24 protein-coding genes and 1 pseudogene are annotated in these 22927 nt (G+C 70.6%); 15 read left to right on the plus strand and 10 right to left on the minus strand.

The window, feature by feature from the left end; all coding sequences use genetic code 11:
- Positions 1-546 (minus strand): annotated as a pseudogene (locus B0B14_RS03070) (nitroreductase family protein); the annotation flags it as partial.
- Positions 543-956 carry a peptide-methionine (R)-S-oxide reductase MsrB gene (gene msrB / locus B0B14_RS03075; protein ID WP_076680047.1) on the minus strand — a complete coding sequence of 138 codons (414 nt, stop codon included), beginning with the start codon at positions 954-956 and terminating at the stop codon, positions 543-545. The gene msrB and the pseudogene B0B14_RS03070, both read right to left, overlap by 4 nt.
- An 82-nt stretch (positions 957-1038) precedes the next feature.
- On the opposite strand from msrB, the gene B0B14_RS03080 reads away from it, so the two are divergent.
- The 5 genes from B0B14_RS03080 to groL all read left to right on the plus strand — a co-directional run bounded on the left by B0B14_RS03080 (position 1039) and on the right by groL (position 5349).
- Positions 1039-2013, plus strand: a complete 975-nt coding sequence (locus B0B14_RS03080) for a DUF2332 domain-containing protein (RefSeq protein ID WP_076680048.1) — start codon at positions 1039-1041, stop codon at positions 2011-2013.
- 308 nt (positions 2014-2321) lie between these two features.
- Positions 2322-2573 carry a DUF3263 domain-containing protein gene (locus B0B14_RS03085; RefSeq protein WP_179085260.1) on the plus strand — a complete coding sequence of 84 codons (252 nt, stop codon included), beginning with the start codon at positions 2322-2324 and terminating at the stop codon, positions 2571-2573.
- Positions 2574-2641: 68 nt separating this feature from the next.
- Positions 2642-3217, plus strand: a complete 576-nt coding sequence (locus B0B14_RS03090; RefSeq protein WP_076680050.1) for a LytR C-terminal domain-containing protein — start codon at positions 2642-2644, stop codon at positions 3215-3217.
- Between the two features lie 144 nt (positions 3218-3361).
- The gene (locus B0B14_RS03095; protein WP_076680051.1) at positions 3362-3562 is read left to right on the plus strand and encodes a cold-shock protein; all 201 of its coding nucleotides are present in this window, start codon (positions 3362-3364) and stop codon (positions 3560-3562) included.
- Between the two features lie 167 nt (positions 3563-3729).
- Positions 3730-5349, plus strand: coding sequence for a chaperonin GroEL (groL, locus tag B0B14_RS03100; protein WP_076680052.1), 1620 nt, complete (start codon positions 3730-3732; stop codon positions 5347-5349).
- 88 nt (positions 5350-5437) lie between these two features.
- On the opposite strand, the gene B0B14_RS03105 is transcribed toward groL, so the two are convergent.
- From B0B14_RS03105 to B0B14_RS03115, 3 genes are all read right to left on the minus strand, one after another.
- A complete protein-coding gene (locus B0B14_RS03105) occupies positions 5438-5725 on the minus strand; it encodes a WXG100 family type VII secretion target (protein ID WP_076680053.1) in 288 nt (95 codons plus the stop codon).
- 117 nt (positions 5726-5842) lie between these two features.
- Positions 5843-7492 (minus strand): sensor histidine kinase, encoded by a 1650-nt coding sequence (locus tag B0B14_RS03110; RefSeq protein ID WP_076681236.1) that lies wholly within the window; start codon positions 7490-7492, stop codon positions 5843-5845.
- 142 nt (positions 7493-7634) lie between these two features.
- Complete coding sequence (locus B0B14_RS03115; protein ID WP_076680054.1) at positions 7635-8327, minus strand: response regulator transcription factor; 693 nt, start codon at positions 8325-8327, stop codon at positions 7635-7637.
- Between the two features lie 119 nt (positions 8328-8446).
- Here B0B14_RS03115 and B0B14_RS03120 point away from each other — a divergent pair, with 119 nt between their 5' ends.
- Positions 8447-9478, plus strand: coding sequence for a CPBP family intramembrane glutamic endopeptidase (locus B0B14_RS03120; protein ID WP_076680055.1), 1032 nt, complete (start codon positions 8447-8449; stop codon positions 9476-9478).
- Here B0B14_RS03120 and B0B14_RS03125 read toward each other — a convergent pair.
- From B0B14_RS03125 to B0B14_RS03135, 3 genes are read right to left on the minus strand one after another with little or no spacing between them, the layout of a single operon-like run.
- Positions 9436-11076: a DNA repair helicase XPB gene (locus B0B14_RS03125; protein ID WP_076680056.1), complete on the minus strand. Its 1641-nt coding sequence runs from the start codon at positions 11074-11076 to the stop codon at positions 9436-9438. The genes B0B14_RS03120 and B0B14_RS03125 overlap by 43 nt on opposite strands.
- Before the next feature lie 60 nt (positions 11077-11136).
- Positions 11137-12870 carry a helicase-associated domain-containing protein gene (locus tag B0B14_RS03130; protein ID WP_076680057.1) on the minus strand — a complete coding sequence of 578 codons (1734 nt, stop codon included), beginning with the start codon at positions 12868-12870 and terminating at the stop codon, positions 11137-11139.
- 4 nt (positions 12871-12874) lie between these two features.
- Entirely contained in the window at positions 12875-13147 is a 273-nt protein-coding gene (locus tag B0B14_RS03135) for a multidrug ABC transporter ATPase (RefSeq protein WP_076680058.1), read from the minus strand.
- Between the two features lie 133 nt (positions 13148-13280).
- On the opposite strand from B0B14_RS03135, the gene B0B14_RS03140 reads away from it, so the two are divergent.
- Together B0B14_RS03140 and B0B14_RS03145 are read left to right on the plus strand one after the other, a co-directional pair.
- Positions 13281-13664: a cold-shock protein gene (locus B0B14_RS03140; protein ID WP_076681237.1), complete on the plus strand. Its 384-nt coding sequence runs from the start codon at positions 13281-13283 to the stop codon at positions 13662-13664.
- On the plus strand, positions 13648-14448 hold the full coding sequence (locus B0B14_RS03145; protein ID WP_076680059.1) for a DUF3027 domain-containing protein: 801 nt from the start codon (positions 13648-13650) through the stop codon (positions 14446-14448). The genes B0B14_RS03140 and B0B14_RS03145 overlap by 17 nt, the downstream gene beginning before the upstream one ends.
- 9 nt (positions 14449-14457) lie before the next feature.
- On the opposite strand, the gene serC is transcribed toward B0B14_RS03145, so the two are convergent.
- Positions 14458-15576, minus strand: a complete 1119-nt coding sequence (gene serC / locus B0B14_RS03150; protein WP_076680060.1) for a phosphoserine transaminase — start codon at positions 15574-15576, stop codon at positions 14458-14460.
- Between the two features lie 130 nt (positions 15577-15706).
- Here serC and B0B14_RS03155 point away from each other — a divergent pair, with 130 nt between their 5' ends.
- From B0B14_RS03155 to B0B14_RS03165, 3 genes are all read left to right on the plus strand, one after another.
- Complete coding sequence (locus B0B14_RS03155) at positions 15707-16408, plus strand: iron-dependent transcriptional repressor DtxR (protein WP_076680061.1); 702 nt, start codon at positions 15707-15709, stop codon at positions 16406-16408.
- A 220-nt stretch (positions 16409-16628) separates the two neighbouring features.
- On the plus strand, positions 16629-17543 hold the full coding sequence (locus B0B14_RS03160; RefSeq protein WP_083710301.1) for a M23 family metallopeptidase: 915 nt from the start codon (positions 16629-16631) through the stop codon (positions 17541-17543).
- Positions 17544-17848: 305 nt separating this feature from the next.
- Positions 17849-18346, plus strand: coding sequence for an HNH endonuclease (locus B0B14_RS03165; RefSeq protein ID WP_076680062.1), 498 nt, complete (start codon positions 17849-17851; stop codon positions 18344-18346).
- A gap of 21 nt (positions 18347-18367) precedes the next feature.
- Here the strand turns inward: B0B14_RS03165 and B0B14_RS03170 are convergent, their stop codons facing one another.
- Positions 18368-18877: a MarR family winged helix-turn-helix transcriptional regulator gene (locus tag B0B14_RS03170; RefSeq protein WP_143733672.1), complete on the minus strand. Its 510-nt coding sequence runs from the start codon at positions 18875-18877 to the stop codon at positions 18368-18370.
- Between the two features lie 149 nt (positions 18878-19026).
- On the opposite strand from B0B14_RS03170, the gene B0B14_RS03175 reads away from it, so the two are divergent.
- The 4 genes from B0B14_RS03175 to B0B14_RS03190 all read left to right on the plus strand — a co-directional run bounded on the left by B0B14_RS03175 (position 19027) and on the right by B0B14_RS03190 (position 22888).
- Complete coding sequence (locus B0B14_RS03175) at positions 19027-19971, plus strand: DMT family transporter (protein ID WP_256714333.1); 945 nt, start codon at positions 19027-19029, stop codon at positions 19969-19971.
- A complete protein-coding gene (locus B0B14_RS03180; protein ID WP_076680063.1) occupies positions 19950-20507 on the plus strand; it encodes a cysteine hydrolase family protein in 558 nt (185 codons plus the stop codon). Before B0B14_RS03175 ends, B0B14_RS03180 begins: the two co-directional genes overlap by 22 nt.
- Positions 20508-20594: 87 nt before the next feature.
- The gene (locus B0B14_RS03185; protein ID WP_076680064.1) at positions 20595-21338 is read left to right on the plus strand and encodes a hypothetical protein; all 744 of its coding nucleotides are present in this window, start codon (positions 20595-20597) and stop codon (positions 21336-21338) included.
- Complete coding sequence (locus B0B14_RS03190; RefSeq protein ID WP_076680065.1) at positions 21338-22888, plus strand: DNA polymerase Y family protein; 1551 nt, start codon at positions 21338-21340, stop codon at positions 22886-22888. The genes B0B14_RS03185 and B0B14_RS03190 overlap by 1 nt, the downstream gene beginning before the upstream one ends.
- The last annotated feature ends 39 nt before the right edge of the window (positions 22889-22927 follow it).

Raw genomic sequence — 22927 nt, forward strand, 5'->3', positions numbered from 1 at the left:
CTTCTCCGAACCCGGCAGGCGGGAGACGAAGCGGCTCGCGTCGACGGGCTTGCGTCGCCCGGGGCGCGAGCGCTCCGGCTTGCCGCCGACGTACAGCCAGCCGAGGAGCTCTTCGTTCTTGTCCAGGCCATGGAGCTTCGCGACGGGCTTCGACCGCGTGGCGGAGCCGGCCGTGCGCCAGAACACGCCCCATCCGGCGTCGTCGAGCAGCAGGCTGAGCATGTGGGCCACGCCGGAGGCCACAGCCTCCTGCTCCCATCGCGCGACCTTGCTCTTGCGGTAGCTCGCGACGACGGCGATGAGCAGGGGTGCGCGCAGCGGCTTGGTCGAGGGCTTCTTGTCGCCTTCGGCCTTGGCGATCGCGGCGCCGAGGCGCTCGCGGTCACGGCCACGCAGCTCGATGAGCCGCCACGGTCGCAGCGACGAGTGGTCGGCGACGCGACCCGCGGCCGCGACCAGTGTCAGCACCTCGCCGGGGGAGGGGGCGACATCCGTGACCTTCGAGAGCGACTGACGGTCGCGCACCGCCTCGAATGCGCTCGTCACGACTCGTCTTCGGGCGCCGGAGTGAAATCGAGCGAGAGGGAGTTCATGCAGTAGCGGTCGCCCGTGGGCGTGCCGAAGCCGTCGGGGAACACATGTCCCAGGTGCGAGCCGCACGTGGCGCAGCGTACCTCCGTGCGCACCATCCCGTGGGCGCGGTCCTCGAGGAGCTCCACCGCATCGGGCCGGATCGACTCGTAGAAGCTCGGCCATCCGCAGTGGGAGTCGAACTTCGTCCCGCTCTTGAACAGCTCCGACCCGCACGCGGCGCACGTGTACAGGCCCGCCCGGGACTCGTCGAGCAGTTCGCCCGTCCACGCCCGTTCGGTGCCGGCCTCGCGCAGCACCGCGTACTGCTGGGCGGTGAGCTGCTCGCGCCACTCGGCGTCGGTCTTGGAAACTTCGTAAGTCATGTCGCGCTCCTTCCCGACCATTCAACCCGAGTCCGAGCCCGCCGGCGCCGCCTGCGCCTGCCGGTTCGCCCAGAATGGAGCGATGGATGCCGAGACCCTCGCCGTGCAGAGCCGCTTCGAGCGGTTCGCGCGCGACGAGGCGGCGGGAAGGTCCCCGCTGTACGCGCGGTGGGCGGCGGGCATCGCAGACGATGCGCAGACCGCGCGGGTGCTGGCGCGCATCCCGGCCGGCCATCGCCAGCCGCCGCTCGTGTTCGCCGTGGCCCGGCTGCTCGGGGCGCCGGAAGCCGGCTACGGGGCTCTCGCCGCCTGGATCGCGTCGCACGAGGACGAGTTCGTCGCCGAGACCTCGCGGCGGAGCGTGCAGACGAACGAGCCGCTGCGGTGCGCGGCCCTGCTCCCGGCGCTCTCTACGGTCGACGGACCCGTCGCGCTGCTGGAGATCGGCGCGAGCGCGGGCCTCTGTCTGTTCCCCGACCGGTACTCGTACCGCTACGCCGGCGGGCCGTCGATCGACCCGCCCGACGGCGCGTCGTCGGTCGTGCTCCACAGCGCCGTCTCGGGCGACCCGGATATCCGCCTCCCCGATGTCGTCTGGCGGGCGGGCATCGACCTCGAGCCCCTCGATGCGGCCGAGCCGCACGACCGGCGGTTCCTCACGACGCTCGTGTGGCCGGGGGAGCGGGGGCGTGCGGAGCGCATCACGGCGGCCCTCGACATCGCGGCATCCGCCCCGCCTCTTCTGCTCCGCGGCGACGCCACCGATCCCGATGTGCTCCAGGATGCCGCCTCCCGCGCCCCGCGCGACGCGACGCTCGTCGTGACGACCCCCGGCGTGCTGCCGCACATCCCCCGAGCGGGCCGGGAGCGACTGATCGCCACTCTGCGCTCCCTCGACGCGGTGTGGATCTCGATCGATCCGCCCGGACTGCTCGGCGAGGTCTCCGGCGTCGACCCCGCGACGTGGGACGGGTTCGTGCTCAGCCGCGACGGGGATCCTCTGGCCGCTGTCGATCCCCTGGGTGCCCGGGTGGACTGGCTTCCGGGCCGCGCCTGACCGCGGCATCCGCCCCGCTCGGGCCGTGTGCGGAGGTGGCAGTTCTCGCCGCGTCGCGGCGGTGGAGGCGACCTCGTCTGCCACCTCGGCGGGAGCGCTCGTGCGAGGTGGCGGTTCTCGCCGCGTCACGGCGGTAGAGGCGACGCCGTCTGCCACCTCGGCGGGCGACCTCGCCTGCGCTGAAGCCCCCTGTGTGAGCGCGAAGTTCATCAGCGATTTCGAGCGCATCGAACGCACGGCTGCCTCCCCGATCGACGTCGGCGGAGTGGCGCGCCGGCCCGCGCGAGATGCGGAGGTACCGTCGATCCGTGCCCCTCTCCGACCGCGATCGCTCGATCCTCGAGTTCGAGGCGAACTGGCGACGCCACGGAGGAGCGAAGGAGGAGGCCATCCGCTCCGACCTCGGCCTGTCGCCGGCGCGGTACTACCAGCTGCTCGGCCGCCTGATCGACACGACGGAGGCGCAGGAGCACGATCCTCTGCTCGCCGGCCGGCTGCGGCGCCTGCGGGACTCGCGCGTGCAGACCCGCGTCGCGCGGGGTGCGGGCGCACCGCTCTGACGACGGCTTCCGGCCCACCGGGGCGGCACGCCGCGGGCTCCCAGGTGCCCTGCCGGTAGCATCGTCACGTGCCGAAAACGACCTTCCCCCGGGACCGCTTCGACGACCTCCCCGCTGACACCGGGCGCGTCGGCGCCCACCGTGCCGAGCAGCCCCGCATGCGCGGGTGGGTCGTCTTCCTGTGGGCGGCGCTCGCGACGGTCGTCCTCATCGCCGTCGGGATCTTCGGCACTCTCCTCGCCTCGGGTCGCGTCGTGCTGTTCCCGACCCCGTCGCCCACCGCGACTCCGGCACCCGTGGTCACGCCCGTCGTCGACACCTCGTACAGCGTGATGGTCTTGAACGCGACGCCCGAGAGCGGCCTTGCGACGCAGATGAAGGATGTCGTGGTGGCGGCCGGATGGCTCACCGACACGGTGACCGCGAGCGATGCGGGCTCGGAGGACTTCGCCGAGACGACCGTCTACTACGCCTACCCCGAAGACGAGGCGGCGGCGCTCGGCCTCGCCCAGGTCATCGGCGGGGCGGCCATCGCCCAGACCGACGTCTACCAGCCCATCGACACGCCCGACGCGAAGCTGCTCACGATCGTGATCGGTCTCGATCGCACGGCGGCCGGAGCAACGCCCGCGCCCACTCCCTGAGTCTCGATCGGCGGTCGTGCGCAGTGCGTGTTTCCTGCGCGTAAACACTTGGATGCGCGCGTGTCAACAGTGGCCGGAACCGGGGTGTTCGCCCCGTCCCGACTGCATACGATTCTCGTGATCGTCAGCAACAGGAGAAATGACATGACCCAGGGCACCGTCAAGTGGTTCAACGCCGAGAAGGGGTTCGGCTTCATCACCGTCCCCGGAGGTCAGGACGTCTTCGTCCACTACTCCAACATCGACATGTCGGGATTCCGCGTCCTCGAAGAGGGGCAGGCCGTGGAGTTCACGGTCGGCACCGGACAGAAGGGCCCGCAGGCGGAGGCCGTCCGGCCGGTCTGACCCGCACACCTCTCCGAAGACGGGATGCCGCGAGGCATCCCGTCTTCGTGCGTCCGGACCTCCCGCCCGGCTTGCACTCGGCATGTGCGAGTGCCAGAATGGATTAGCACTCGGTCTATCTGAGTGCTAATACTTCACCCCCAACGTCCGGGAGGGACGACACACACATGGCAAAGATCATCGCTTTCGATGAGGAGGCCCGCCGCGGCCTCGAGCGCGGCCTCAACATCCTGGCCGACGCCGTCAAGGTGACGCTTGGCCCGCGCGGTCGCAACGTCGTGCTCGAGAAGAAGTGGGGCGCCCCCACGATCACGAACGACGGTGTCTCGATCGCCAAGGAGATCGAGCTCGACGACCCGTTCGAGAAGATCGGCGCCGAGCTGGTCAAGGAGGTCGCCAAGAAGACCGACGACGTCGCCGGTGACGGCACCACGACGGCGACGGTCCTCGCTCAGGCGCTCGTCAAGGAAGGCCTGCGCAACGTCGCGGCCGGCGCCGACCCGATCTCGCTCAAGAAGGGCATCGAGAAGGCCGTCCAGGCCATCTCCGACGAGCTGCTCGCTTCGGCGAAGCCCGTCGAGTCGAAGGAGCAGATCGCCGCGACCGCGTCGATCTCCGCCGCAGACCCCGAGATCGGCGCCCTGATCGCCGAGGCCATCGACAAGGTGGGCAAGGAAGGCGTCGTCACGGTCGAGGAGTCGCAGACCTTCGGCACCGAGCTCGAGCTCACCGAGGGCATGCGCTTCGACAAGGGCTACATCAACCCCTACTTCGTCACCGACCCGGAGCGTCAGGAAGCGGTCTTCGAAGACCCGTACATCCTGATCGCGAACCAGAAGATCTCCAACATCAAGGACCTTCTGCCGATCGTCGACAAGGTGATCCAGGAGGGCAAGGAGCTCGTCATCATCGCCGAGGACGTCGAGGGCGAGGCGCTTGCGACTCTCGTGCTCAACAAGATCCGCGGCATCTTCAAGTCGGTCGCCGTCAAGGCTCCCGGCTTCGGCGACCGTCGCAAGGCGCAGCTGCAGGACATCGCGATCCTCACGGGTGGACAGGTCATCACCGAAGAGGTGGGCCTCAAGCTCGAGAACGCGACGGTCGACCTTCTTGGCCGTGCCCGCAAGGTCATCGTCACGAAGGACGAGACCACGATCATCGAGGGTGCCGGCGACGCCGCGCAGCTCGAGGGCCGTGTCACGCAGATCCGCCGCGAGATCGACAACACCGACAGCGACTACGACCGCGAGAAGCTCCAGGAGCGCCTCGCGAAGCTCGCCGGTGGCGTCGCCGTCATCAAGGCCGGAGCCGCGACCGAGGTCGAGCTCAAGGAGCGCAAGCACCGCATCGAGGACGCCGTCCGCAACGCGAAGGCAGCCGTCGAGGAGGGCATCGTCCCCGGTGGTGGCGTCGCGCTCATCCAGGCCGGCAAGAAGGCCCTCGACGGACTCACCCTCACGGGTGACGAGGCCACGGGTGCGAACATCGTGCGCGTCGCGATCGAGGCTCCGCTGAAGCAGATCGCCCTCAACGCGGGCCTCGAGCCCGGTGTCGTGGCGAACAAGGTGTCCGAGCTCGAAGCAGGGTGGGGCCTCAACGCCGCAACCGGCGAGTACGGCGACCTCTTCGCCCAGGGCATCATCGACCCGGCCAAGGTGACGCGCTCGGCGCTGCAGAACGCCGCGTCGATCGCCGGTCTGTTCCTCACGACCGAGGCCGTCGTCGCCGACAAGCCCGAGAAGGCGCCCGCTCCCATGGGTGACCCGTCGGGTGGCATGGACTTCTGATCCAGCCTCGCTGATCTGAATCCGCAAGAAGGGCCCCTCCTCCGGGAGGGGCCCTTCTTCGTGCGCTCGGGCAGGGTGGGGCCGCGTGTCAGCGGAACAGGCTCGCCGTGGCCTGCTCGGCTTCGGCGTACTGTCGGCCGGCGACGCCGAGCGCCATGCTGATGTCGGCGAGCGACTGCTCGACCTGCCGCTGGGTCGCGCGCCAGCGGTCGACGACGCCGACGAACGCGACGGATGCCGAGCCCGTCCACTGCGATTGCAGCTGCGTCAGATGCGCGAGCATCGCGTGCGACTCGGCCTGGAGGCGGTCGGCGGTGCCGCGCACCTGTGCGGTCGCGGTGAGGACGGCGTCGCTGTCGACGGAGAAGACGGCCAATTCGGGCTCCTTGGTTCGAGGGTGTGAGCCCACGGTAGGAGGCGCCCGCGCGGCATCCGTCGTCGTCCGCTCCGTCTGGGGAGAGCGCCCGCTCCGCCCGGACGGGGGAGGAACGGATCAGATGTCGTCGTCGAGGCGGAGCCGCGCGATCGGCTGCGTCTCGAGGTGGAGGTGCTCCGAGGCATCCCGTGCCTGCGCGAGCGGGAACTCCACGTGGAACGTCGCCCCGCCGCCGGGGGTGTCTGTCACGTAGACGCGGCCGTGCAGTGCGTCGACGATCGACGACACGATCGACAGTCCGAGGCCGGTGCCGCCCGTCTCGCGGGCGCGCGATGTGTCGGCGCGCCAGAACCGCTGGAAGATCTTGTCCTTGATCTGATCGGGGATGCCTTCGCCGTGGTCGGCCACTTCGATCCACCCCATGCCGGCGACCGTGTCGACGCCGACCCGGAGGTCGATGGGGGAGTCCTCCGCCGTGAAGCGCTTGGCGTTTCCGAGGAGGTTCGCCACCACCTGGCGGATGCGGTTCTCGTCGCCGAGCACGATGGGCGGCGTCGAGGCGGGACCGATCTCCGGAGCGGAGAGGTCGAGCGGCGCCATCGGCGGCACCTCGGACGACCCCGTGGCCTGCGTCGCGGGGACAGGACGGGGCTTGCGGCGCAGGAGCGAGAGACCCGCGGCCGCACCGCGGCGCGGCGCGGCGGGTCCTCCTCGTCGTCTCGGCGGAGTGGCGGGATCGTCGGAACGGGCTTCATCGTCGTCGCGCGGCGTGCGCTCGATCGTCGTGTCGGTCACGGTCACGAGCCGCTGGGATGACGTCGCCCGCACATCAAGGGCGGCATCCCTCGCCACGGGACGGAGATCGACGGGGGCGAACACCACGTCCCGGCGCTCGTCGAGGCGGGCGAGGGCGAGGAGGTCCTCCACCAGCAGCCCCATGCGCTTGGCCTCGCTCTCGATGCGGTCCATGGCCTGGGCGATGTCGTCATCGCCCGAGATCGCCCCCATGCGGTACAGCTCGGCCCAGCCGCGGACGGTCACCAGCGGCGTGCGCAGCTCGTGGCTCGCGTCGCCGATGAAGCGGCGCATCTGCCGCACGGTCGAATCGCGCTGCGTGATCGCGGCATCCACCCGCCCGAGCATCGCGTTGAGCGCGGTCTTGAGTCGGCCGACCTCGGTGGTGGTCGGCTCGATGTCGCTCAGACGCTGGCTGAAGTCGCCGGCCGCGATGGCCATGGCGGTGGTCTCCACCTGGCCGAGGCTGCGGAACGTGAGGGTCACGAGCCAGCGGGTGAGGAGCGCGCCGCCGACGACCGTGATGAGGGCGAGGATGCCGTAGATGCCGAGGAACGTGCCGACGACCTGGTTGATCGGGGCCACCGGGCGCGCGATCAGCTGCGTGTAGAAGTCGCCGACGTCTTCGATCGGATAGATGTCGACCGCCGCCCGGAAGCCCGAGCCGCCATCGGTGCTCGGGAGCGAGAACGTCGACGTGCCCTGCGTCGCGGTCTTCTCGGGCGTGAAGACCTCGGGGAACACCGGGGCGCGGGAGTCGTCGTTGCCGCCGGCGGTGATGACCAGAGCGCCGTTGCGGTCGTACATCGCGACCCACGTGTCGCTGGGGGCGACGTTCTGCTTCACCCGGAAGTCGGGCTGTCCCGACTCGTCGACCTCGATGTCGATGAGGCCGCTCGCGACATCCGTCGGCACCGCCTGCTCGAGCGCGATCTCGAGGTTCTGCAGCAGCGTGTTGCGCAGGAAGGCCATCGTGCCGACGCCGGCGGCGACGAGCCCCACGACGAGGAGCGCGACAGTGACCCCGGTGACCTTGGCGCGCAGGCTGAGCCCGCGCCACCACCGGGTGACCGTGTCGGTCTTCCGCGCCAGGGCGGCCTCCTCGGTTCGCGGCCTAGGCCGACTTGCCCGCCTTCAGCATGTAGCCGAAACCGCGCTTGGTCTGGATGAGCGGCTCGCTGGAGTGCGGATCGATCTTACGGCGGAGATAGGAGATGTAGCTCTCCACGATGCCGGCGTCGCCGTTGAAGTCGTACTCCCACACGTGATCGAGGATCTGCGCCTTCGACAGCACGCGGTTGGGGTTGAGCATGAGGTAGCGCAGCAGCTTGAACTCGGTGGGGCTCAGGTCGATCGAGACATCCCCGACCAGCACGTCGTGCGTGTCCTGGTCCATCGAGAGCTCGCCGGCGCGGATGACGGATTCCTCGTCGGCCTGCATCGTGCGGCGCAGGATCGCCTGGATGCGCGCGACGATCTCGTCGAGACTGAAGGGCTTCGTGACGTAGTCGTCGCCGCCCGCGTTCAGTCCCGTGATCTTGTCCTCGGTCTCGTCCTTCGCGGTGAGGAAGAGGATGGGCGCCGTGTAGCCGGCTCCGCGGAGCCTCTTCGTGACGCTGAACCCGTTCATGTCGGGGAGCATGACGTCGAGGATGATCAGGTCGGGTTCCTCTTCGAGGACGGCCGAGATCGTCTGGGCTCCGTTCGAGACGGCCCGGACCTGGAATCCGGCGAACCGGAGGCTCGTGATGAGCAGGTCGCGGATGTTCGGCTCGTCGTCCACGACGAGGATGCGCGGTGCGGTCATAGGCCCATATTGGCACCGCAGTCGATGAGCTTGCTGGATATCGGGCGGATCGGCGCCCGTGCGTCGGCATCCGCGCGCATGGAGGAGGTGCTCAGCGTGCCCTCCTTCATGATGGAACGGTGACGACTCCCGCCGCTCCGTCCCTCCCGTCCCCGCCCCCGGCGGCGCCCGCGCCTGCGCGCCGGCTGCCCGATGAGGCGTTCGGCTCCGGACTGCCGTACCACCGCCTCGTCTTCGCCCGTCGCCGGACGGGCTGGTGGACCCCGCTCGTGGTCGGTCTCCTCGGGGTCGCGCTCTACCTGGCGATGACCGGTGTGGCCGCGGTCGCCGTCATCGTCGCGACGCTCTCCGACCCCGACGGCGGCTCCGGCATCCTCTCGCTCACCGAGGACGTCGTGTTCGATCTGACCGATCCGCTCGTCATCGCCGTGCTGCTGGGCTCGATCGCCCTCATGCTGCCGGCGTATGTGCTGGCCTCCCTCATCGTGAACGGACGCCGCGTCGGGCTCGTCTCGTCGGCGGCGGGCAGGCTCCGGTGGGGATGGATGCTGGGGTGCGCCGCGGCGGCCGTGGTGGTCGCCGTCGCACTGACCGCCGTGTCGATGCTGCTGCCCGCCGAGGCCGTGGACGCGTCGGGCTCCGTCGTGGCACCCGAGGACAATCCGCAGCTGTGGCTCACGTTCCTCGTGCTGCTGCTGATCGTCCCGCTGCAGGCCGCCGCCGAGGAGTACGTGTTCCGCGGCTACCTCATGCAGTCCATCGGGCGCTGGCTGCGGCATCCTGCCTTCGCGATCCTGCTGCCGGTGCCCCTGTTCGTCGCGGGCCACCTCTACGACCCGCTCGGTCAGGCGAGCGTCGCGGTGTTCGCGATCGCGGCCGGATGGCTCACGTGGCGCACCGGCGGGCTCGAGGCCGCCATCGCCCTGCACGTCGTGAACAACCTGATGGCGTTCCTGATGGGTCTCGCAGGCCTCGCCGACGTCAACGCGACCTCGCCGGGCGTCGCGAGCTTCGTGTGGTCGGCCCTCGTGATCGTCGCGTACGTCGGCGTCGTGGAGTGGCTGTTCCGCCGCACGCGGCTCCGGCGCACGCTGCGCCTGACGCGTCCTCAGGCCGCGAGCGAGTCCGCGTCGAGGATCGTGTACGCGTAGCCCTGCTCCGCCAGGAACCTCTGACGGTTCTGGGCGAAGTCCTGATCGACCGTGTCGCGGGCGATGAGCGTGTAGAAGCTCGCGGTGTGGCCACTCTCCTTCGGGCGCAGGAGGCGTCCGAGGCGCTGGGCCTCCTCCTGGCGCGATCCGAACGAGCCCGACACCTGGATGGCGACGGATGCCTCGGGCAGGTCGATCGAGAAGTTCGCGACCTTCGAGACGACGAGCAGGTCGATCTCGCCGACGCGGAACGCCTGGTAGAGCTGCTCGCGCTCGTCGACCGGCGTCGCACCCGTGATCTGGGGGGCATCGAGAGCTTCGGCGAGGATGTCGATCTGGTCGAGGTACTGCCCGATCACGAGGATGCGCTCGCCCTTGTGGCGCTCGACGAGCTGCTTGACGACGTCGATCTTCGCGTGCGCGGTCGCCGCGAGGCGGTAGCGCTCGTCGTCGGCCGACGCGGCGTACTCGAGGCGGTCGCCCGCGGGCAGGTCGACGCGCACTTCGTAGCAGGCGGCGGGCGAGATGAAGCCCTGGGCCTCGATCTCCTTCCACGGCGCGTCGAAGCGCTTGGGGCCGATGAGGCTGAACACGTCGCCCTCGCGGCCGTCTTCGCGCACGAGGGTCGCGGTGAGCCCGAGGCGGCGCCGGGCCTGCAGATCGGCGGTGAGCTTGAACACGGGGGCCGGGAGCAGATGCACCTCGTCGTAGAGCACGAGTCCCCAGTCGAGGGCGTCGAGCAGCGCGAGGTGGGCGTACTGACCACCGCGCTTGGCGGTGAGGATCTGGTAGGTCGCGATCGTGACGGGCTTGATCTCCTTGACCTGGCCCGAGTACTCGCCGATCTCCTCCGGCGTGAGCGTCGTGCGCTTGAGGAGCTCGTCGCGCCACTGGCGCGCGCTCACCGTGTTGGTCACGAGGATGAGCGTCGTGGTCTTGGTGTCGGCCATCGCGGCGGCGCCCACGAGCGTCTTGCCGGCGCCGCAGGGGAGCACGACGACGCCCGAGCCGCCGTCGGTGAACTTGTCGACGGCCTCGCGCTGGTATGGACGCAGGCTCCAGCCGCTCTCATCGAGCTCGATGGGATGCGGAGTGCCCGGCGTGTAGCCGGCGAGGTCTTCCGCGGGCCACCCGATCTTCAGCAGCTCCTGCTTGATGTGGCCGCGCGCCCACGCGTCCACGAGGAAAACGCCGGGGGAGGGGTGGCCGAGCAGCAGCGGCTGGATGCGCTTGTTCTTGGAGACCTCGGCGAGCACCGCGGCATCCGTCGCCCGCAGCACCAGCTCGCCCTCGTCGTTGCGCTCGATCACAAGGCGGCCGTAGCGGCCCACGGTCTCGCGGATGTCGATCGACACCGACGGCGGCACAGGGAAGCGCGACCACTTGTCGAGCGTCGCGAGCATGTCTTCGGCGTCGTGTCCGGCCGCGCGGGCGTTCCACAGGCCGAGGCGGGTGATGCGGTACGTGTGGATGTGCTCGGGAGCGCGCTCGAGCTCGGCGAAGATCGCCAGCTCGTGCCGCGCGCTCTCCGCGTCGGGGTGCGCTACTTCGAGCAGAACCGTGCGGTCGCTCTGCACGATGAGGGGACCGTCAGCCATAACGTGCCAGTCTACCGGGGCGGGCGGCGCAGCGGCGTCGCCCGGCGCCTGTCGCGTCGGTCAGACCGGGCGCACGCTCTCGATGCTGGAGACCGGCAGCGTGCGCTCGATGTCGGCCGCGCGATCGCGCCCCCGGAGTCGCCCGCCGCCGAGTCCGGTGGCCTCCAGCACGAACTCGCGGGAGCTGCCGTCGGGGAGCCGCACGACGACCGCGACCACCGAGCGCGCGCGTACCGCCTGGTCGAGTTCGCGCTCGCGCCAGTCCGCCTCGACGTCGTCGCCGCGCGCCGTCTGCAGGCGGGCGATGAGCGCGGCGTACGGATCTCCGCCGCCGGCGGCGTCCGTCGACCGGGCGAGACGGTGCCGGTGCAGCGACTGGAGGGCGCCGTCGGTGTCGACGGCCACGACGGGGTAGCGGGCATCGACGAGCGACCAGTACACGGCATCCCGCGCGACACGCGACGTGAGATGCCCGTCTTCGCGCAGGAGCCCGAGCGGACGCAGCGCCTGGTCGACCTCGATCGCGGCGAGGAGTCCGGCATCCGCACTCTCCACGCGCGTGCGCACGTCGTCGGTCCGCACGCGGACGAGGCCGTGGCGAGCGGCGGTGCTCTCGATCAGGTAGGCGAGGGGCTGCGGGATGCCGGTGAGCGAGAGCTCGGTCAGGAACGCGCGGATCGACTCGGCCGTCTCGCCTTCGGTCATCCCGCCCTCGAGCGACTCGGCGGTGAAGCGGTACGTGGATGCCTGGGCCCGCGATTCCCGCACGGCGATTCCGCGCAGGCGCAGATCGAGGTGGGGGGCGAGCGGCCCGGGCGCGATCGCGCTGAGATCGGCCTGGAGGTAGATGCGGTCGATCTCGGGCGGGAGATGCGCGACGAGCGAGGACGAATCCACGACTCCACGCGTCCGCACGGCGGATCCCCACGGCGTCTCGTCGCCGGTGGGTGTGCGCAGGCCCCAGGCGATGGTGAAGCGCTCCAGCCGAGCGGACCGTTCGGGCCAGTCGGGGTCGAGGGGGAAGGCGCCGGTCCATGCCGCATATGGAATGCACCCGCCCTCGGGTGTGCGCAGCGGCGCGGGCAGCGCGCCCACGAAGCCGGCGGCGATCCTCTCCCAGCGGTCTGCGGTCGACAGCGCGAGCCACTGCGAACCGAGATCGCTCACGAGCCATTCGCGACCCTCGGTGTGCGCGAGATCGGCGGCGGATGCGGCGGAGAGCAGGTCGTCGAGCTGCTCGGGGGTGTCGACGGCGCCCGATTCGACGAGGCGCTTGCGGTCCACGGCACTGACGCTGCCGGCCGCCGTCAGGGCGAGCGGGCGGTGCAGCGTCGCGAGCAGCAGGTCGGCGAGCGCTCCGACGCTCGAGAACGCGCGCTCGGCGGCCGCTGCTTCACCGCGGGGGTCGGTCATCGCCGAGGGGGCGTCGGCAGCCGGTGCCGCGAACGCCTCGTCGTGGAGGGCGCGCAGGGCGGCCAGTCGCGTGGCGACCACGCGGAACGGGGTGCCGTCCTCCCGTGCGAGTCCTTCGGCGACGAGGGTGTCGCGCTCGTCGGCCGCCGCGGGGACGCCCGCGTCGATCGCGGCGGTCAGGGCATCCAGGCGGGGCCGGGGCATCCGGATCAGGACGCGATCGACGGATGCCGCGTCGAGCAGAGCCTCGGCGGCGTCGAAGAAGTCGCGCCACCCGACCGTGGGGGAGACGCTGCGGACGCGCAGGAGATCGGACAGCGCGTCGGAGGAGAGCCCCGCGAGCCGGTTCGCCAGGGTGCGTTCGTCGGACGCATCGACCACGGGGTCAGCGGCCCCTGTTCGCGCGTGCCCTCCGCACGAAGGCCATGATCACGACCGAGATGAGGAGGATGAACGCGATGATCGGCGCGATGTACACCAAGACGCCCAGGAGGGGCCAGATGCCCGTGCCGTAGTCGGCCTGCTCCATGCCGGCCGCGGTGCCGATCATGATCGCGAAGAAGCACACGATCGACAGCACCAGCAGCCCCAGCGACATGAAGGCCAGGATGCGGTCGATGCGGCGGACGGGGACGTCGCCGGGAGTCTGCGTGCTCATCCGGATCAGCCTACCTTCTGGGCTCGTCGCCCACGGCCTGAGATCCTGCCGTGCTCTAGGCTGGAGGGTGGGGTCGTTCGACTCCGGTTCCACCCTGCCCGCGTCGCGCGGGCGCATCTCCAGCGAGGTTCTCATGCCCACCGGCAAGGTCAGGTTCTACGACGAGGAGAAGGGGTTCGGCTTCATCACCACGGATGACGGCCAGGACGTCTTCCTGCACGCCACAGCCCTGCCCGCAGGTTCACCGTCGCCCAAGCAGGGCACGCGACTCGAGTTCGGCGTCGCCGACGGCAAGCGCGGACTGCAGGCGCTCTCGGTGCGCGTCCTCGAGGCCCCCGTGAGCCTGTCGAAGCGCTCGCGCACGTCGGCCGACGACATGGCGATCATCGTCGAAGACCTCGTGAAGCTCCTCGACGGCATCGGCGGCGATCTGCGCCGAGGCCGCTACCCCAACGGTCCGCAGGCGAAGAAGATCGCGGCCGTGCTGCGCAAGGTCGCCGATGACTTCGAAGCCTGAGCAGTCCGACGCACGCGAGTCGGCAGACGTCGACTCGGATGCCTCCGAGTCCGCGGTCGCCGAGGCGCCGCTCCAGGTCGTCATCGAGGCGTCCGACGACGAGGGGGTCGTTGCCGCGCCCGTCGAGCCGGTCGTGCCCGATGAGACGCTGCTGAACGCGCACGACCTGGCGCTCGCCGCGCTGCGCGAGATCACCCCCGAGAGCTCGATCGGCGCGCCCGCGGGCTACGCGGGCGAGGCCGACGGCGTCGTGTCGCTCCGCTTCGCCAATCGCCTCGACGGCTACCCCGGATGGTTCTGGACGGTCAGTCTCGCCCGCGTGGAAGACGCCGAGCCGACGGTGCTCGAAGTCGAGCTCCTGCCCGGCGACGGGGCGCTGCTGGCCCCGGACTGGCTTCCGTGGGCGGAGCGCCTGGCGGAGTACCAGGCCGCGCAGATCGCCCTGGCGGAGGCGGCCGGAGACGACGCCGCCGACGACGAGGGCGACGACGACGAGGATCTCGACGACGTCGAAGACCTGGATGCCGCGGACTTCGACCGCGACGGCTCGCCGATCCTGCACGCGGGCGACGTCGACGGCGTCGACATCGACGCGCTCGACCCCGACGAGGACGACGCCGACGACTCCGCTGCGGAGGAGTCCGACGAGGACGACTCGGACGAGGACGACTCGGACGAGGACGACTCGGACGAAGACGACTCCGACGAGGACGAGGACGAGGACGACTCGGACGAAGACGACGAGTTCGACGACCCCGACGACGAGGGCGACCGCAGCTACTGAGCCGCGACCTCAGCCGTTGATGCGCTCGACGGTGTAGTCGATGCAGCGCGTCAGCTGGCGCACGTCGTCGGGCTCGATCGAGACGAACGTCGCGACGCGCAGCTGGTTGCGTCCGAGCTTGCGGTAGGGCTCGGTGTCGACGATCCCGTTCGCACGCAGGCTCTTGGCGACCGCCGCGGCGTCGACGGTGTCGTCGAAGTCGATCGTGACGACGACCGAGGAGCGGTCTTCGGGGTGGGCGACGAAGGGGGTGGCGAACGAGGACGCCGCGGCCCAGTCGTACAGCGTCTGCGACGACTCGCGCGTGCGGGAGTCCGCCCACGCCAGGCCGCCGTTCGACGTGATCCACTCGAGCTGCTTGTCGAGGAGGAACAGCGTCGTGAGCGCGGGCGTGTTCAGTGTCTGGTTGAGGCGCGAGTTGTCGAGCGCGTTCTTGAGGCTCAGGAACTCGGGGATGTACCGGCCGGATGCCGCGATCCGCTCGATCCGCTCGATGGCGGCCGGCGACACGAGCGCGAACCAGAGGCCGCCGTCCGAGCCGAGGTTCTTCTGCGGCGCGAAGTAGTACACGTCGGACTCGGATGCGCGGAAGTTGATGCCGCCCGCCGCGCTGGTGGCGTCGATGACGGTCAGCGCGCCTTCGTCGCCGTCGACGCGGCGCACGGGTGCGGACACGCCCGTCGAGGTCTCGTTGTGCGGCCACGCATACACGTCGACGCCCTCGACGGCCTCGGCGGTCGTGCGGGTGCCGGGGTCGGCCGAGCGCACATCGGGCGCCTCGAGCCAGGGGGCCTTCGCGGCGGAGGCGAACTTCGACCCGAACTCGCCGAACACCAGGTTCTGGCTGCGCTTGTCGATGAGGCCGAAGGCCGCGGCATCCCAGAACGCCGTCGACCCGCCGTTGCCGAGGATGATCTCGTAGCCGTTCGGGGCGCGGAACAGATCGCTCAACTGGATGCGCACCTGGGCGACGAGGTCCTTCACCGGTGCCTGGCGGTGCGACGTGCCGAGCAGAGAGCGCCCGGGGCCGGCGAGCGCGTCGAGCTGGGCGTCGCGCACCTTCGACGGGCCGCAGCCGAAGCGTCCATCGGTGGGGAGGATCTCGCGGGGCAGCATCACGTTGGCCATGACCAGAGTCTAGAACCGCGCGGCACGGCGCCCTTTCCGTGTGACCGGGCGTAACCACCCCCGCCGTGCCGCGGCATCCGGCTGATGGGTAGGCTTGAAGGTCACGATCAGCCCTTGCGAGGACCCACACATGACCGATCTCATCGACACGACCGAGATGTACCTGCGCACGATCCTCGAGCTCGAAGAGGAGGGGATCGTGCCCCTCCGTGCGCGCATCTCCGAGCGTCTCGGGCACTCCGGTCCCACCGTCTCGCAGACCGTGGGACGCATGGAGCGCGACGGACTCGTCGTCGTGTCGGACGACCGCACGCTCGAGCTCACGGGCTCGGGACGCCAGAAGGCCGTCGACGTGATGCGCAAGCACCGTCTCGCCGAGCGACTCCTGTCCGATGTCATCGGGCTCGACTGGGCCTACGTGCATGAAGAGGCCTGCCGCTGGGAGCACGTCATGAGCGAGCAGGTCGAGCGCCGGCTCGTCGAGCTGCTCGGGCATCCCACCGAGTCGCCCTACGGCAATCCGATCCCCGGACTCGACCAGCTCGGCGACATCCCCGCGATCACCTTCGATCAGGGCGTCGTGGGTCTCGTGCGCCGCATGAACGAGGCGGGGGAGCCCATCGAGGGCACCGTGCGCCGACTCGCAGAGCCCGTGCAGGTCGATCCGGAGCTGCTCCAGCAGCTCAAGAACGCGGGCGTCGTGCCCGGCGCATCGGGGGCGTTCCGCTACAGCGAGGGGTACGTCCTCGTCGAGATGGCCGGCAGCGACGAGGGCCTCGAGCTGCCCGTCGAGGTCGCTTCGCACATCTTCCTGGTGGACGACCGGGGCTGATGTCCAGGGGGTTGCCAGGAACCCAATGTGACAGAAACGTGACATTCCGGTAGCCTCAGAGGGTCCACAGGCGAGAAGCCCGCCGTCGGACCGCCTCTCGAGTCGCCTCAACGGCTCGTCGCTCGGGAGACGAAATCGCACACTGTGCCCCGACACAACGTGCCCTCGAGCAGATTGCTGACGAGCCAAGCGCCACGGCGCAGAGGCGCCGGAGGAAAGCTTGGCTGAAGAGACTGGATCGTCCGAGGGCGAGAACGCCGTCGAAGAACGCACCGACACCGGTGTTTCGCGACGGAGCGGACGACGGGCAGCGACCCCTGTGAAGGCGCCCCGCATCCCTCGTGCGAAGAGCCGTCCCGCGCGCGTCGCGAAGTCGTCGACGTCGCCGCGCACGACGGCCAAGCCGCTGCGCAGTCTCGTCATCCTGAGCGTCGTCGGCGGTCTCGTGGTCGCCATCGCGCTCCCCGCCTTCAGCACACGCCCGCCGGCCGCCGAAGCCATGACGCTGCAGCAGGTCGCCGCCGACGATGCGCAGTCGCTCGTCGTGGCATCCGACGCCACCGCCACCACCCTGACGCGTGAGAGCTACGCCGCCACGACGCAGGAGGAGATCGACAAGAAGAAGGCCGAAGAGGCCGCCGCCGCCCGCGCGAAGGCGCTCGCAGCCTCGGTGTCGCGCGGTGGCAGCCGCGTCGCGTCGATCGACCTGTCGATGACCGCTCCCGGTTCGGGCGAGGTCCGCTGGCCGCTCACGTCGTTCTCGTACGAGTGGTTCAACACGTTCCGCCCGCCGGGTCGCTCGGGCCACAACGGCTTCGACATGATGGCCCCGGCCGGCACCCCGATCTTCGCCGCCGCAGCGGGTGTCGTCCGCACCTCGACCGACAGCGGCGGCAGCTACGGCGCCGTCGTGATGATCGACTCCGTCGTGGGCGGCCAGGTCGTCTCGACCACCTACGCCCACATGATCTACGGATCGCGCGTCGTGAGCGCCGGACAGACCGTCTCGGCCGGTCAGCTGCTCGGCCAGGTCGGCAAGACCGGCAACGCCACCGCGACGCACACGCACTTCGAGGTGAAGATCAACGGAGGTCTCGTCGATCCCCTCGCGTGGCTCCAGGCGAACGCCGGCTGACCCGTCGTCGCCGACACGCCACCGGGCGTTCACCCGGGCGTACGGCCCTCCCGTCGGAGGCGTGCGTTAGCCTGAAAGCCGACGCTGAGAGAAGCGGAGGGCGCCGATGGATTGCACACCTCGCATCCGAACCATGGATGCACTCGGTCTGCTTGTCCTTCGGCATCGTGTGACGGGATGCCGCGGTGCTGCCGCGCGTCCAGGGCGCTGTCTGTAGACAGCGCCTTTTTTCATGCCCCTGCGCCCCTCGAATCGTCGGAACCGAACAACCGGGAAGCCGTCCCGGCCGTTCGAGAGGATGAGAAATGCGCACTCTGGTGCTGAACGCGGGCTATGAGCCTCTCGCCGTGGTGTCGTTCAAGCGGGCGCTCGTGCTCGTGATGAACGAGAAGGCCACCGTCATCGAGCACATCGACGGCAGACCCGTCTGGGGGGCTCGGGCCGCCTACGACAGACCTGCGGTCATCGTCCTGACGCGGTACGTGCGCATCCCGGGTTCGCGCGTCGTGCCCGTCACCCGCCGAGGAGTGCTCCGGCGCGATGCTCACCGCTGCGGATACTGCGGCAAGGCGGCGTCGACGATCGACCACATCCTGCCGCGGTCGCGCGGGGGAGCGGACTCGTGGGAGAACCTCGTCGCGTGCTGCCTGCGCTGCAACAACGTGAAGGGCGACAAGACCCCGCAGGAGATGGGGTGGGAGCTGCGTCTCGTGCCGCGGCCTCCGCGGGGTGCGCACTGGACGGTGCGCGGCACCGAGCGCGCGGAGCCCCAGTGGGAGCCGTACCTGGAGCTCGCCGCGTAGGGGCGGTGCGGTCGCTGGTCGTCAGGCGTCGTCGAGGATGTCGAGCCATCGGCTCAGGATCGGTTCGAGCGCCGCGGCATCCGTCGCTCCCAGTTCGGAGATCAGCCGGTGCTCGTTCGCCATGTGCGCGGCGAAGGCCTCATCGATCACGTCGAGACCGGCGGGTGTGAGGCGCACGAGTCGGCGACGGGCGTCGTCGGCCGCGGCGTCGCGCTCGACGAGCCCTCGCTCGATGAGGCGGTCGACCCGCTTCGTGAGTCCACCGGTGGTCACCATGGTGTGACCGGCCAGCTCGCCGGCGGGGCGGGCGTACGGCGCGCCCGCGCGTCGCAGCGTCGCGAGGAGATCGAATTCGGCTTCGCTGAGCCCCCATTCCCCGTACACCGGGGTGATCTGCGCGGTGAGCGCGAGCGCCAGGCGGTGCAGGCGTCCGATGACCCCTTGCGGGCTCGGGTCGATGTCGGGGCGCTCGCGACGCCACTCCTCCATGATCTGAGCGACGCGGTCGGGGGCGTTCTCCGCAGGCATCATCCCGCGACGGTACCAGATCTCTTCCACGGAAGGTATTATTGCTTCCGTGGAAGATAATCGCGTGCGCTGGATGCTGGTGACCGCCCTCGCCCCGGTCGTGGGGCAGCACCTACTTCGTCACCCGTCACCTCCTCCCCCCGGACGCTCCGCTGTGGGGGAGTGTGCTGCGGGCACTGCCTGCCGGACTCATCGTCCTCCTGCTCGCGCGCAGGCTCCCGCGCGGCGCGTGGTGGTGGCGGTCGCTCGTGCTCGGCACGCTCAACGTCGGCGGCTCCTTCGTGCTCATCTACATCGCCGGGCAACGATTGCCCTCGAGCACCGCAGCCACCCTGATGTCGACATCCGCCGCCTGCATGATGCTGTTCGCCTGGGCCATGCTCCGGCAGCGACCGCGGCTGGTCGCGGTGATCGGCGCGGCCATCGGATTGGTCGGCGTCGGCCTCATGCTCGGCCTCGACGGGGGCGGCGTCGATCCGTGGGGAGTCGCGGCCTCGCTCGGGGCGATGACGGCGTCGTCGCTCGGATTCGTGCTCACGGTGCGCTGGGGGGAGGATGTGGCCGCCCTTCCCATGGCCGCGTGGCAGCTGCTGGGCGGCTCGGTGGTGCTCGTCCCGGTAGCGCTGATCGTCGAGGGGGCGCCGCCCGTGCTCACGCTCCCGTCGACGCTCGGCTTCGCGTATGTCACGCTCGTCGCGACGGCACTGGCGTATGCGGCGTGGTTCGCCGGGTTGCGGCACCTCCAGCCGGGTCCGGTCGGGATCATCGGACTGCTCAATCCTGTGACGGGCGTCGCGCTGGGCGTGCTGATCGCCGGCGAGGCGTTCGGGCTGCCGCAGGCCGTGGGCATGGCACTCGTGCTGGGCGGGATCATCCTCGGGTCGCTGCCCTCGCGTCGCCCGCGGGCCGCCGCCGTCATCACCCTTCCTCTATCTCCGCCGTCCCTCGATGTCGCACTTCCCGTCGGTATGAGGCCGCTCAACGGGCGTGAAGGAGGACATCGACGAAGTGGATCGGCAGGAATGCGACGGATGCCGGCATCCGTCACCCCTGTCTCCCGTGATGGGATGGAGGCATGCCCAGAACCCTCATCGTGATCGACATGCAGCGCGGCTTCGACGACCCGGTGTGGGGGGCGACGACCAATCCGGCGTGCGAGCAGAACGTGGGCGCCCTGGTCGGCGCCTGGCAGGCCTCCGGTGAGCCGATCGTGGTGGTGCGGCACGATTCGACGTCTCCCGGCTCGCCGCTGCAGGCGGGCACGCCCGGCAATGCGCTGGTCGACGTCGTCGCGGCGGTGGAGCCGGCGCTGTTCGTCACGAAGAACGTCAACTCCGCGTTCTACGGAGACGTCGATCTGCACGCCTGGCTGCAGTCCGAGGGGGTGTCCGAGCTCGTGATCTGCGGCATCCAGACCAACATGTGCGTCGAGACGACCGCCCGGATGGCGGGCAATCTCGGCTACGACGTGACGGTCGTGCTCGACGCCACGCGCACCTTCGATCTGCAGACGGATGTCGCGGGACTCGGCGTCGTCACGCGCACGGCCGACGAGCTCATGGCCACGACGGCCCTCGATCTGCAGGCGGGCGGCTTCGCGCGCATCGCGACCACGGGGCAGCTGACCGGCTGATTCCGGATGCCTCGGACGATGTCCGAGGTGGGAGATACGTTCGACCTTGTCGTTGAAACACTAGAACATCTGTTCTAGGCTGACGTGATGAGGGCGATCGTGGCGAACGAAGCGCTCCGGCAGGAGCAGGGGTCCGAACTCGAACGGCTGCGTGCCGGTGTCGAGCGGATGCAGGGGCGCAAGCTCGATGCGCCGGTGCTGCCCGTCCATCCTGCGCTGGCCGCTCTGCTGCCCGGTGGCGGACTCCGCCCGGGTGCCGCGTACTCGCTCGCTCCCTCCACGTCGCTCCTGCTCGCCCTGCTCGCCGGCGCCTCGCAGGCCGGGTCGTGGTGCGGTGCCGTCGGCATCCCCGAACTCGGGGCGGAGGCGGCCGAGCGGCTCGGTGTCGATCTGTCGCGCCTCGTGCTGATCCCCGATCCGGGGCCGAGATGGCTCGCCGTCGCGGCGACGGTGGCCGAGGTGCTGCCGGTCATCGCGGTGCGCCCGTCGTCGCGGGTCTCCGACGGAGACGTGTCGCGGCTGGCCGCGCGACTCCGCGACCGCGGCTCGGTGCTGCTGGTGCAGGGCGCCTGGCCGCAGGCCGAGGCGGTGCTCGAGATCGAGCGGCCGTCGTGGTCGGGACTGGGGCGCGGTCACGGCTACCTGTCGGGGCGCGAGGTCACGGTGCGCTCGTCGAGCAGGCGGTGGCCCGTGGCGCGCACGGGTCGGATGCTGCTCCCCGCCGCCGACGGAACGATCCAGTCGGCGCCTCCCGCCGGTGTGTTGGCCCCGGTCGCCGATCGTCCCCACGACGTCGACCGGTTCGCTCCTCTGCTCGAGGCGGTCGGCTGATGCGCGACGGCCCGATCCGCAGCATCGTGCTGTGGTTCCCCGACTGGCCGGTCACGGCCCTCGCCCGCGAAGGCGCCGTCGATCCGGCGCGCGCGGTCGCGGTGTTCGAGAAGAACGAGGTCGTCGCGTGCTCGACGGCGGCCCGCGCCGAGGGCGTGCGCAGGGGCCTGCGGCGTCGTGATGCGCAGGCCCGCTGCCCGCACCTCTCCGTGATCGCCGCCGATCCCGTGCGCGACCATCGTGCGTTCGCTCCGCTGGTGGCGCGCATCGAGGAGATCGCGCCGGGCGTGCAGATCGTGCGGCCTGGCCTGTGCGCGCTCCGAGCGCGCGGCCCGTCGCGGTACTACGGCAGCGAGCAGAACGCGGCGATCGCACTGCTCGATGCGCTCTACGAGGCCGGGCTCGAAGGAGTGCGGGCAGGCATCGCCGATGGTCCTTTCACGGCCGAGCAGGCCGCGCGTGCCGGCACCGGGCCCTCCGATCCGATCTGCCTCGTGCCGTCGGGAGGGGCGGGCGGGTTCCTCGCACCGCTGCCCATCACGAGCCTCGACGCCGACGACGTCGTGGGGCTGCTCGCGCGCCTCGGCGTGCAGACGCTGGGCGGATTCGCCGCGATGGAGGCCGAGCGGGTGCGCGAGAGGTTCGGCGACCGCGGCATCCGGCTGCATCAGCTCGCGGCAGGGCTCGACCCTCGTGCCGTCGACCCGCGCACGCCTCCGCCCGAGCTCGATCGCGAGGTCGTGTTCGAGCCGCCGCTCGAGCTCGCCGATCAGGTCGCGTTCGGCGTGCGCCAGGCGGCCGACGCCTTCATCGAGAAGCTCGGGGCGATCGATCTCGTCTGCACCGAGCTGCGCGTCGAGCTCTTCGGCGACCGGGGGGAGCGCAGCGAGCGGGTGTGGCTGCATCCGGGTCGGTTCGATGCGGCGGCCGTCGTCGACCGGGTGCGCTGGCAGCTCGCCGAAGACGCCGGCACGGGCATGCTCACCAGTGGGGTCGCCCGCGTGCGCATCGAGCCTGCGGCGGTGGATGCTGCGTCCCACCATGCCCCCGCGATCTTCGGAGCCGGCACCGACGAGCGCGTGCACCACGCCCTCTCGCGCGTGCAGGCCATGCTCGGCCACCGTGGCGTGCTGACCCCGGAGGTCGGGGGAGGGCGGTGGCTCAGCGAGCGGCAGGTGCTCGTGCCGTGGGGCGATCGCGTCGTCACCACGAAGGAGCGGTCGCGTCCCTGGCCGGGGAGCCTCCCCGATCCGCTGCCGACGACGGTCTTCCCCGCTCCGCGTCCGGTCGAGGTGGCGGCGGCGCCTCCGGGGGGAGCGGTCGCGGTCGATGACCGCGGCCGGGTGACGGCCGTCCCCGCCGTGCTCACCGAATCGGGGCGTCGCCGGGCGATCGAGTCGTGGGCGGGGCCGTGGCCGATCGTCGAGCGGGGGTGGGATGCTGCGCGCGCCCGTCGCGCGCACCGGTTCCAGGTGGTCGATGCCGAGGGCGTCGCCTGGCTCCTCGTGTGCGACTCCGGAGCGTGGACCGCGGAGGCCCGCTATGACTGAGCTCCGCCGCCCTCGGTCCCTGAGCGTGTCGAAGGGCCG

Origin of the sequence: Microbacterium sp. RU33B, from assembly GCF_900155915.1 — a bacterium.
Taxonomy (GTDB): Bacteria; Actinomycetota; Actinomycetes; order Actinomycetales; family Microbacteriaceae; genus Microbacterium.

What these genes read in the sequence shown, in the direction of transcription:
- msrB (WP_076680047.1), bottom strand. Translation starts at nt 956, where the DNA reads ATGACTTACGAAGTTTCCAAGACCGACGCCGAGTGGCGCGAGCAGCTC.
- B0B14_RS03080 (WP_076680048.1), top strand. Translation starts at nt 1,039, where the DNA reads ATGGATGCCGAGACCCTCGCCGTGCAGAGCCGCTTCGAGCGGTTCGCG.
- B0B14_RS03095 (WP_076680051.1), top strand. Translation starts at nt 3,362, where the DNA reads ATGACCCAGGGCACCGTCAAGTGGTTCAACGCCGAGAAGGGGTTCGGC.
- groL (WP_076680052.1), top strand. Translation starts at nt 3,730, where the DNA reads ATGGCAAAGATCATCGCTTTCGATGAGGAGGCCCGCCGCGGCCTCGAG.
- B0B14_RS03110 (WP_076681236.1), bottom strand. Translation starts at nt 7,492, where the DNA reads ATGGCCTTCCTGCGCAACACGCTGCTGCAGAACCTCGAGATCGCGCTC.
- B0B14_RS03115 (WP_076680054.1), bottom strand. Translation starts at nt 8,327, where the DNA reads ATGACCGCACCGCGCATCCTCGTCGTGGACGACGAGCCGAACATCCGC.
- B0B14_RS03125 (WP_076680056.1), bottom strand. Translation starts at nt 11,076, where the DNA reads ATGGCTGACGGTCCCCTCATCGTGCAGAGCGACCGCACGGTTCTGCTC.
- B0B14_RS03135 (WP_076680058.1), bottom strand. Translation starts at nt 13,147, where the DNA reads ATGAGCACGCAGACTCCCGGCGACGTCCCCGTCCGCCGCATCGACCGC.
- B0B14_RS03140 (WP_076681237.1), top strand. Translation starts at nt 13,281, where the DNA reads ATGCCCACCGGCAAGGTCAGGTTCTACGACGAGGAGAAGGGGTTCGGC.
- B0B14_RS03145 (WP_076680059.1), top strand. Translation starts at nt 13,648, where the DNA reads ATGACTTCGAAGCCTGAGCAGTCCGACGCACGCGAGTCGGCAGACGTC.
- serC (WP_076680060.1), bottom strand. Translation starts at nt 15,576, where the DNA reads ATGGCCAACGTGATGCTGCCCCGCGAGATCCTCCCCACCGATGGACGC.
- B0B14_RS03155 (WP_076680061.1), top strand. Translation starts at nt 15,707, where the DNA reads ATGACCGATCTCATCGACACGACCGAGATGTACCTGCGCACGATCCTC.
- B0B14_RS03165 (WP_076680062.1), top strand. Translation starts at nt 17,849, where the DNA reads ATGCGCACTCTGGTGCTGAACGCGGGCTATGAGCCTCTCGCCGTGGTG.
- B0B14_RS03170 (WP_143733672.1), bottom strand. Translation starts at nt 18,877, where the DNA reads ATGATGCCTGCGGAGAACGCCCCCGACCGCGTCGCTCAGATCATGGAG.
- B0B14_RS03180 (WP_076680063.1), top strand. Translation starts at nt 19,950, where the DNA reads ATGCCCAGAACCCTCATCGTGATCGACATGCAGCGCGGCTTCGACGAC.
- B0B14_RS03185 (WP_076680064.1), top strand. Translation starts at nt 20,595, where the DNA reads ATGAGGGCGATCGTGGCGAACGAAGCGCTCCGGCAGGAGCAGGGGTCC.
- B0B14_RS03190 (WP_076680065.1), top strand. Translation starts at nt 21,338, where the DNA reads ATGCGCGACGGCCCGATCCGCAGCATCGTGCTGTGGTTCCCCGACTGG.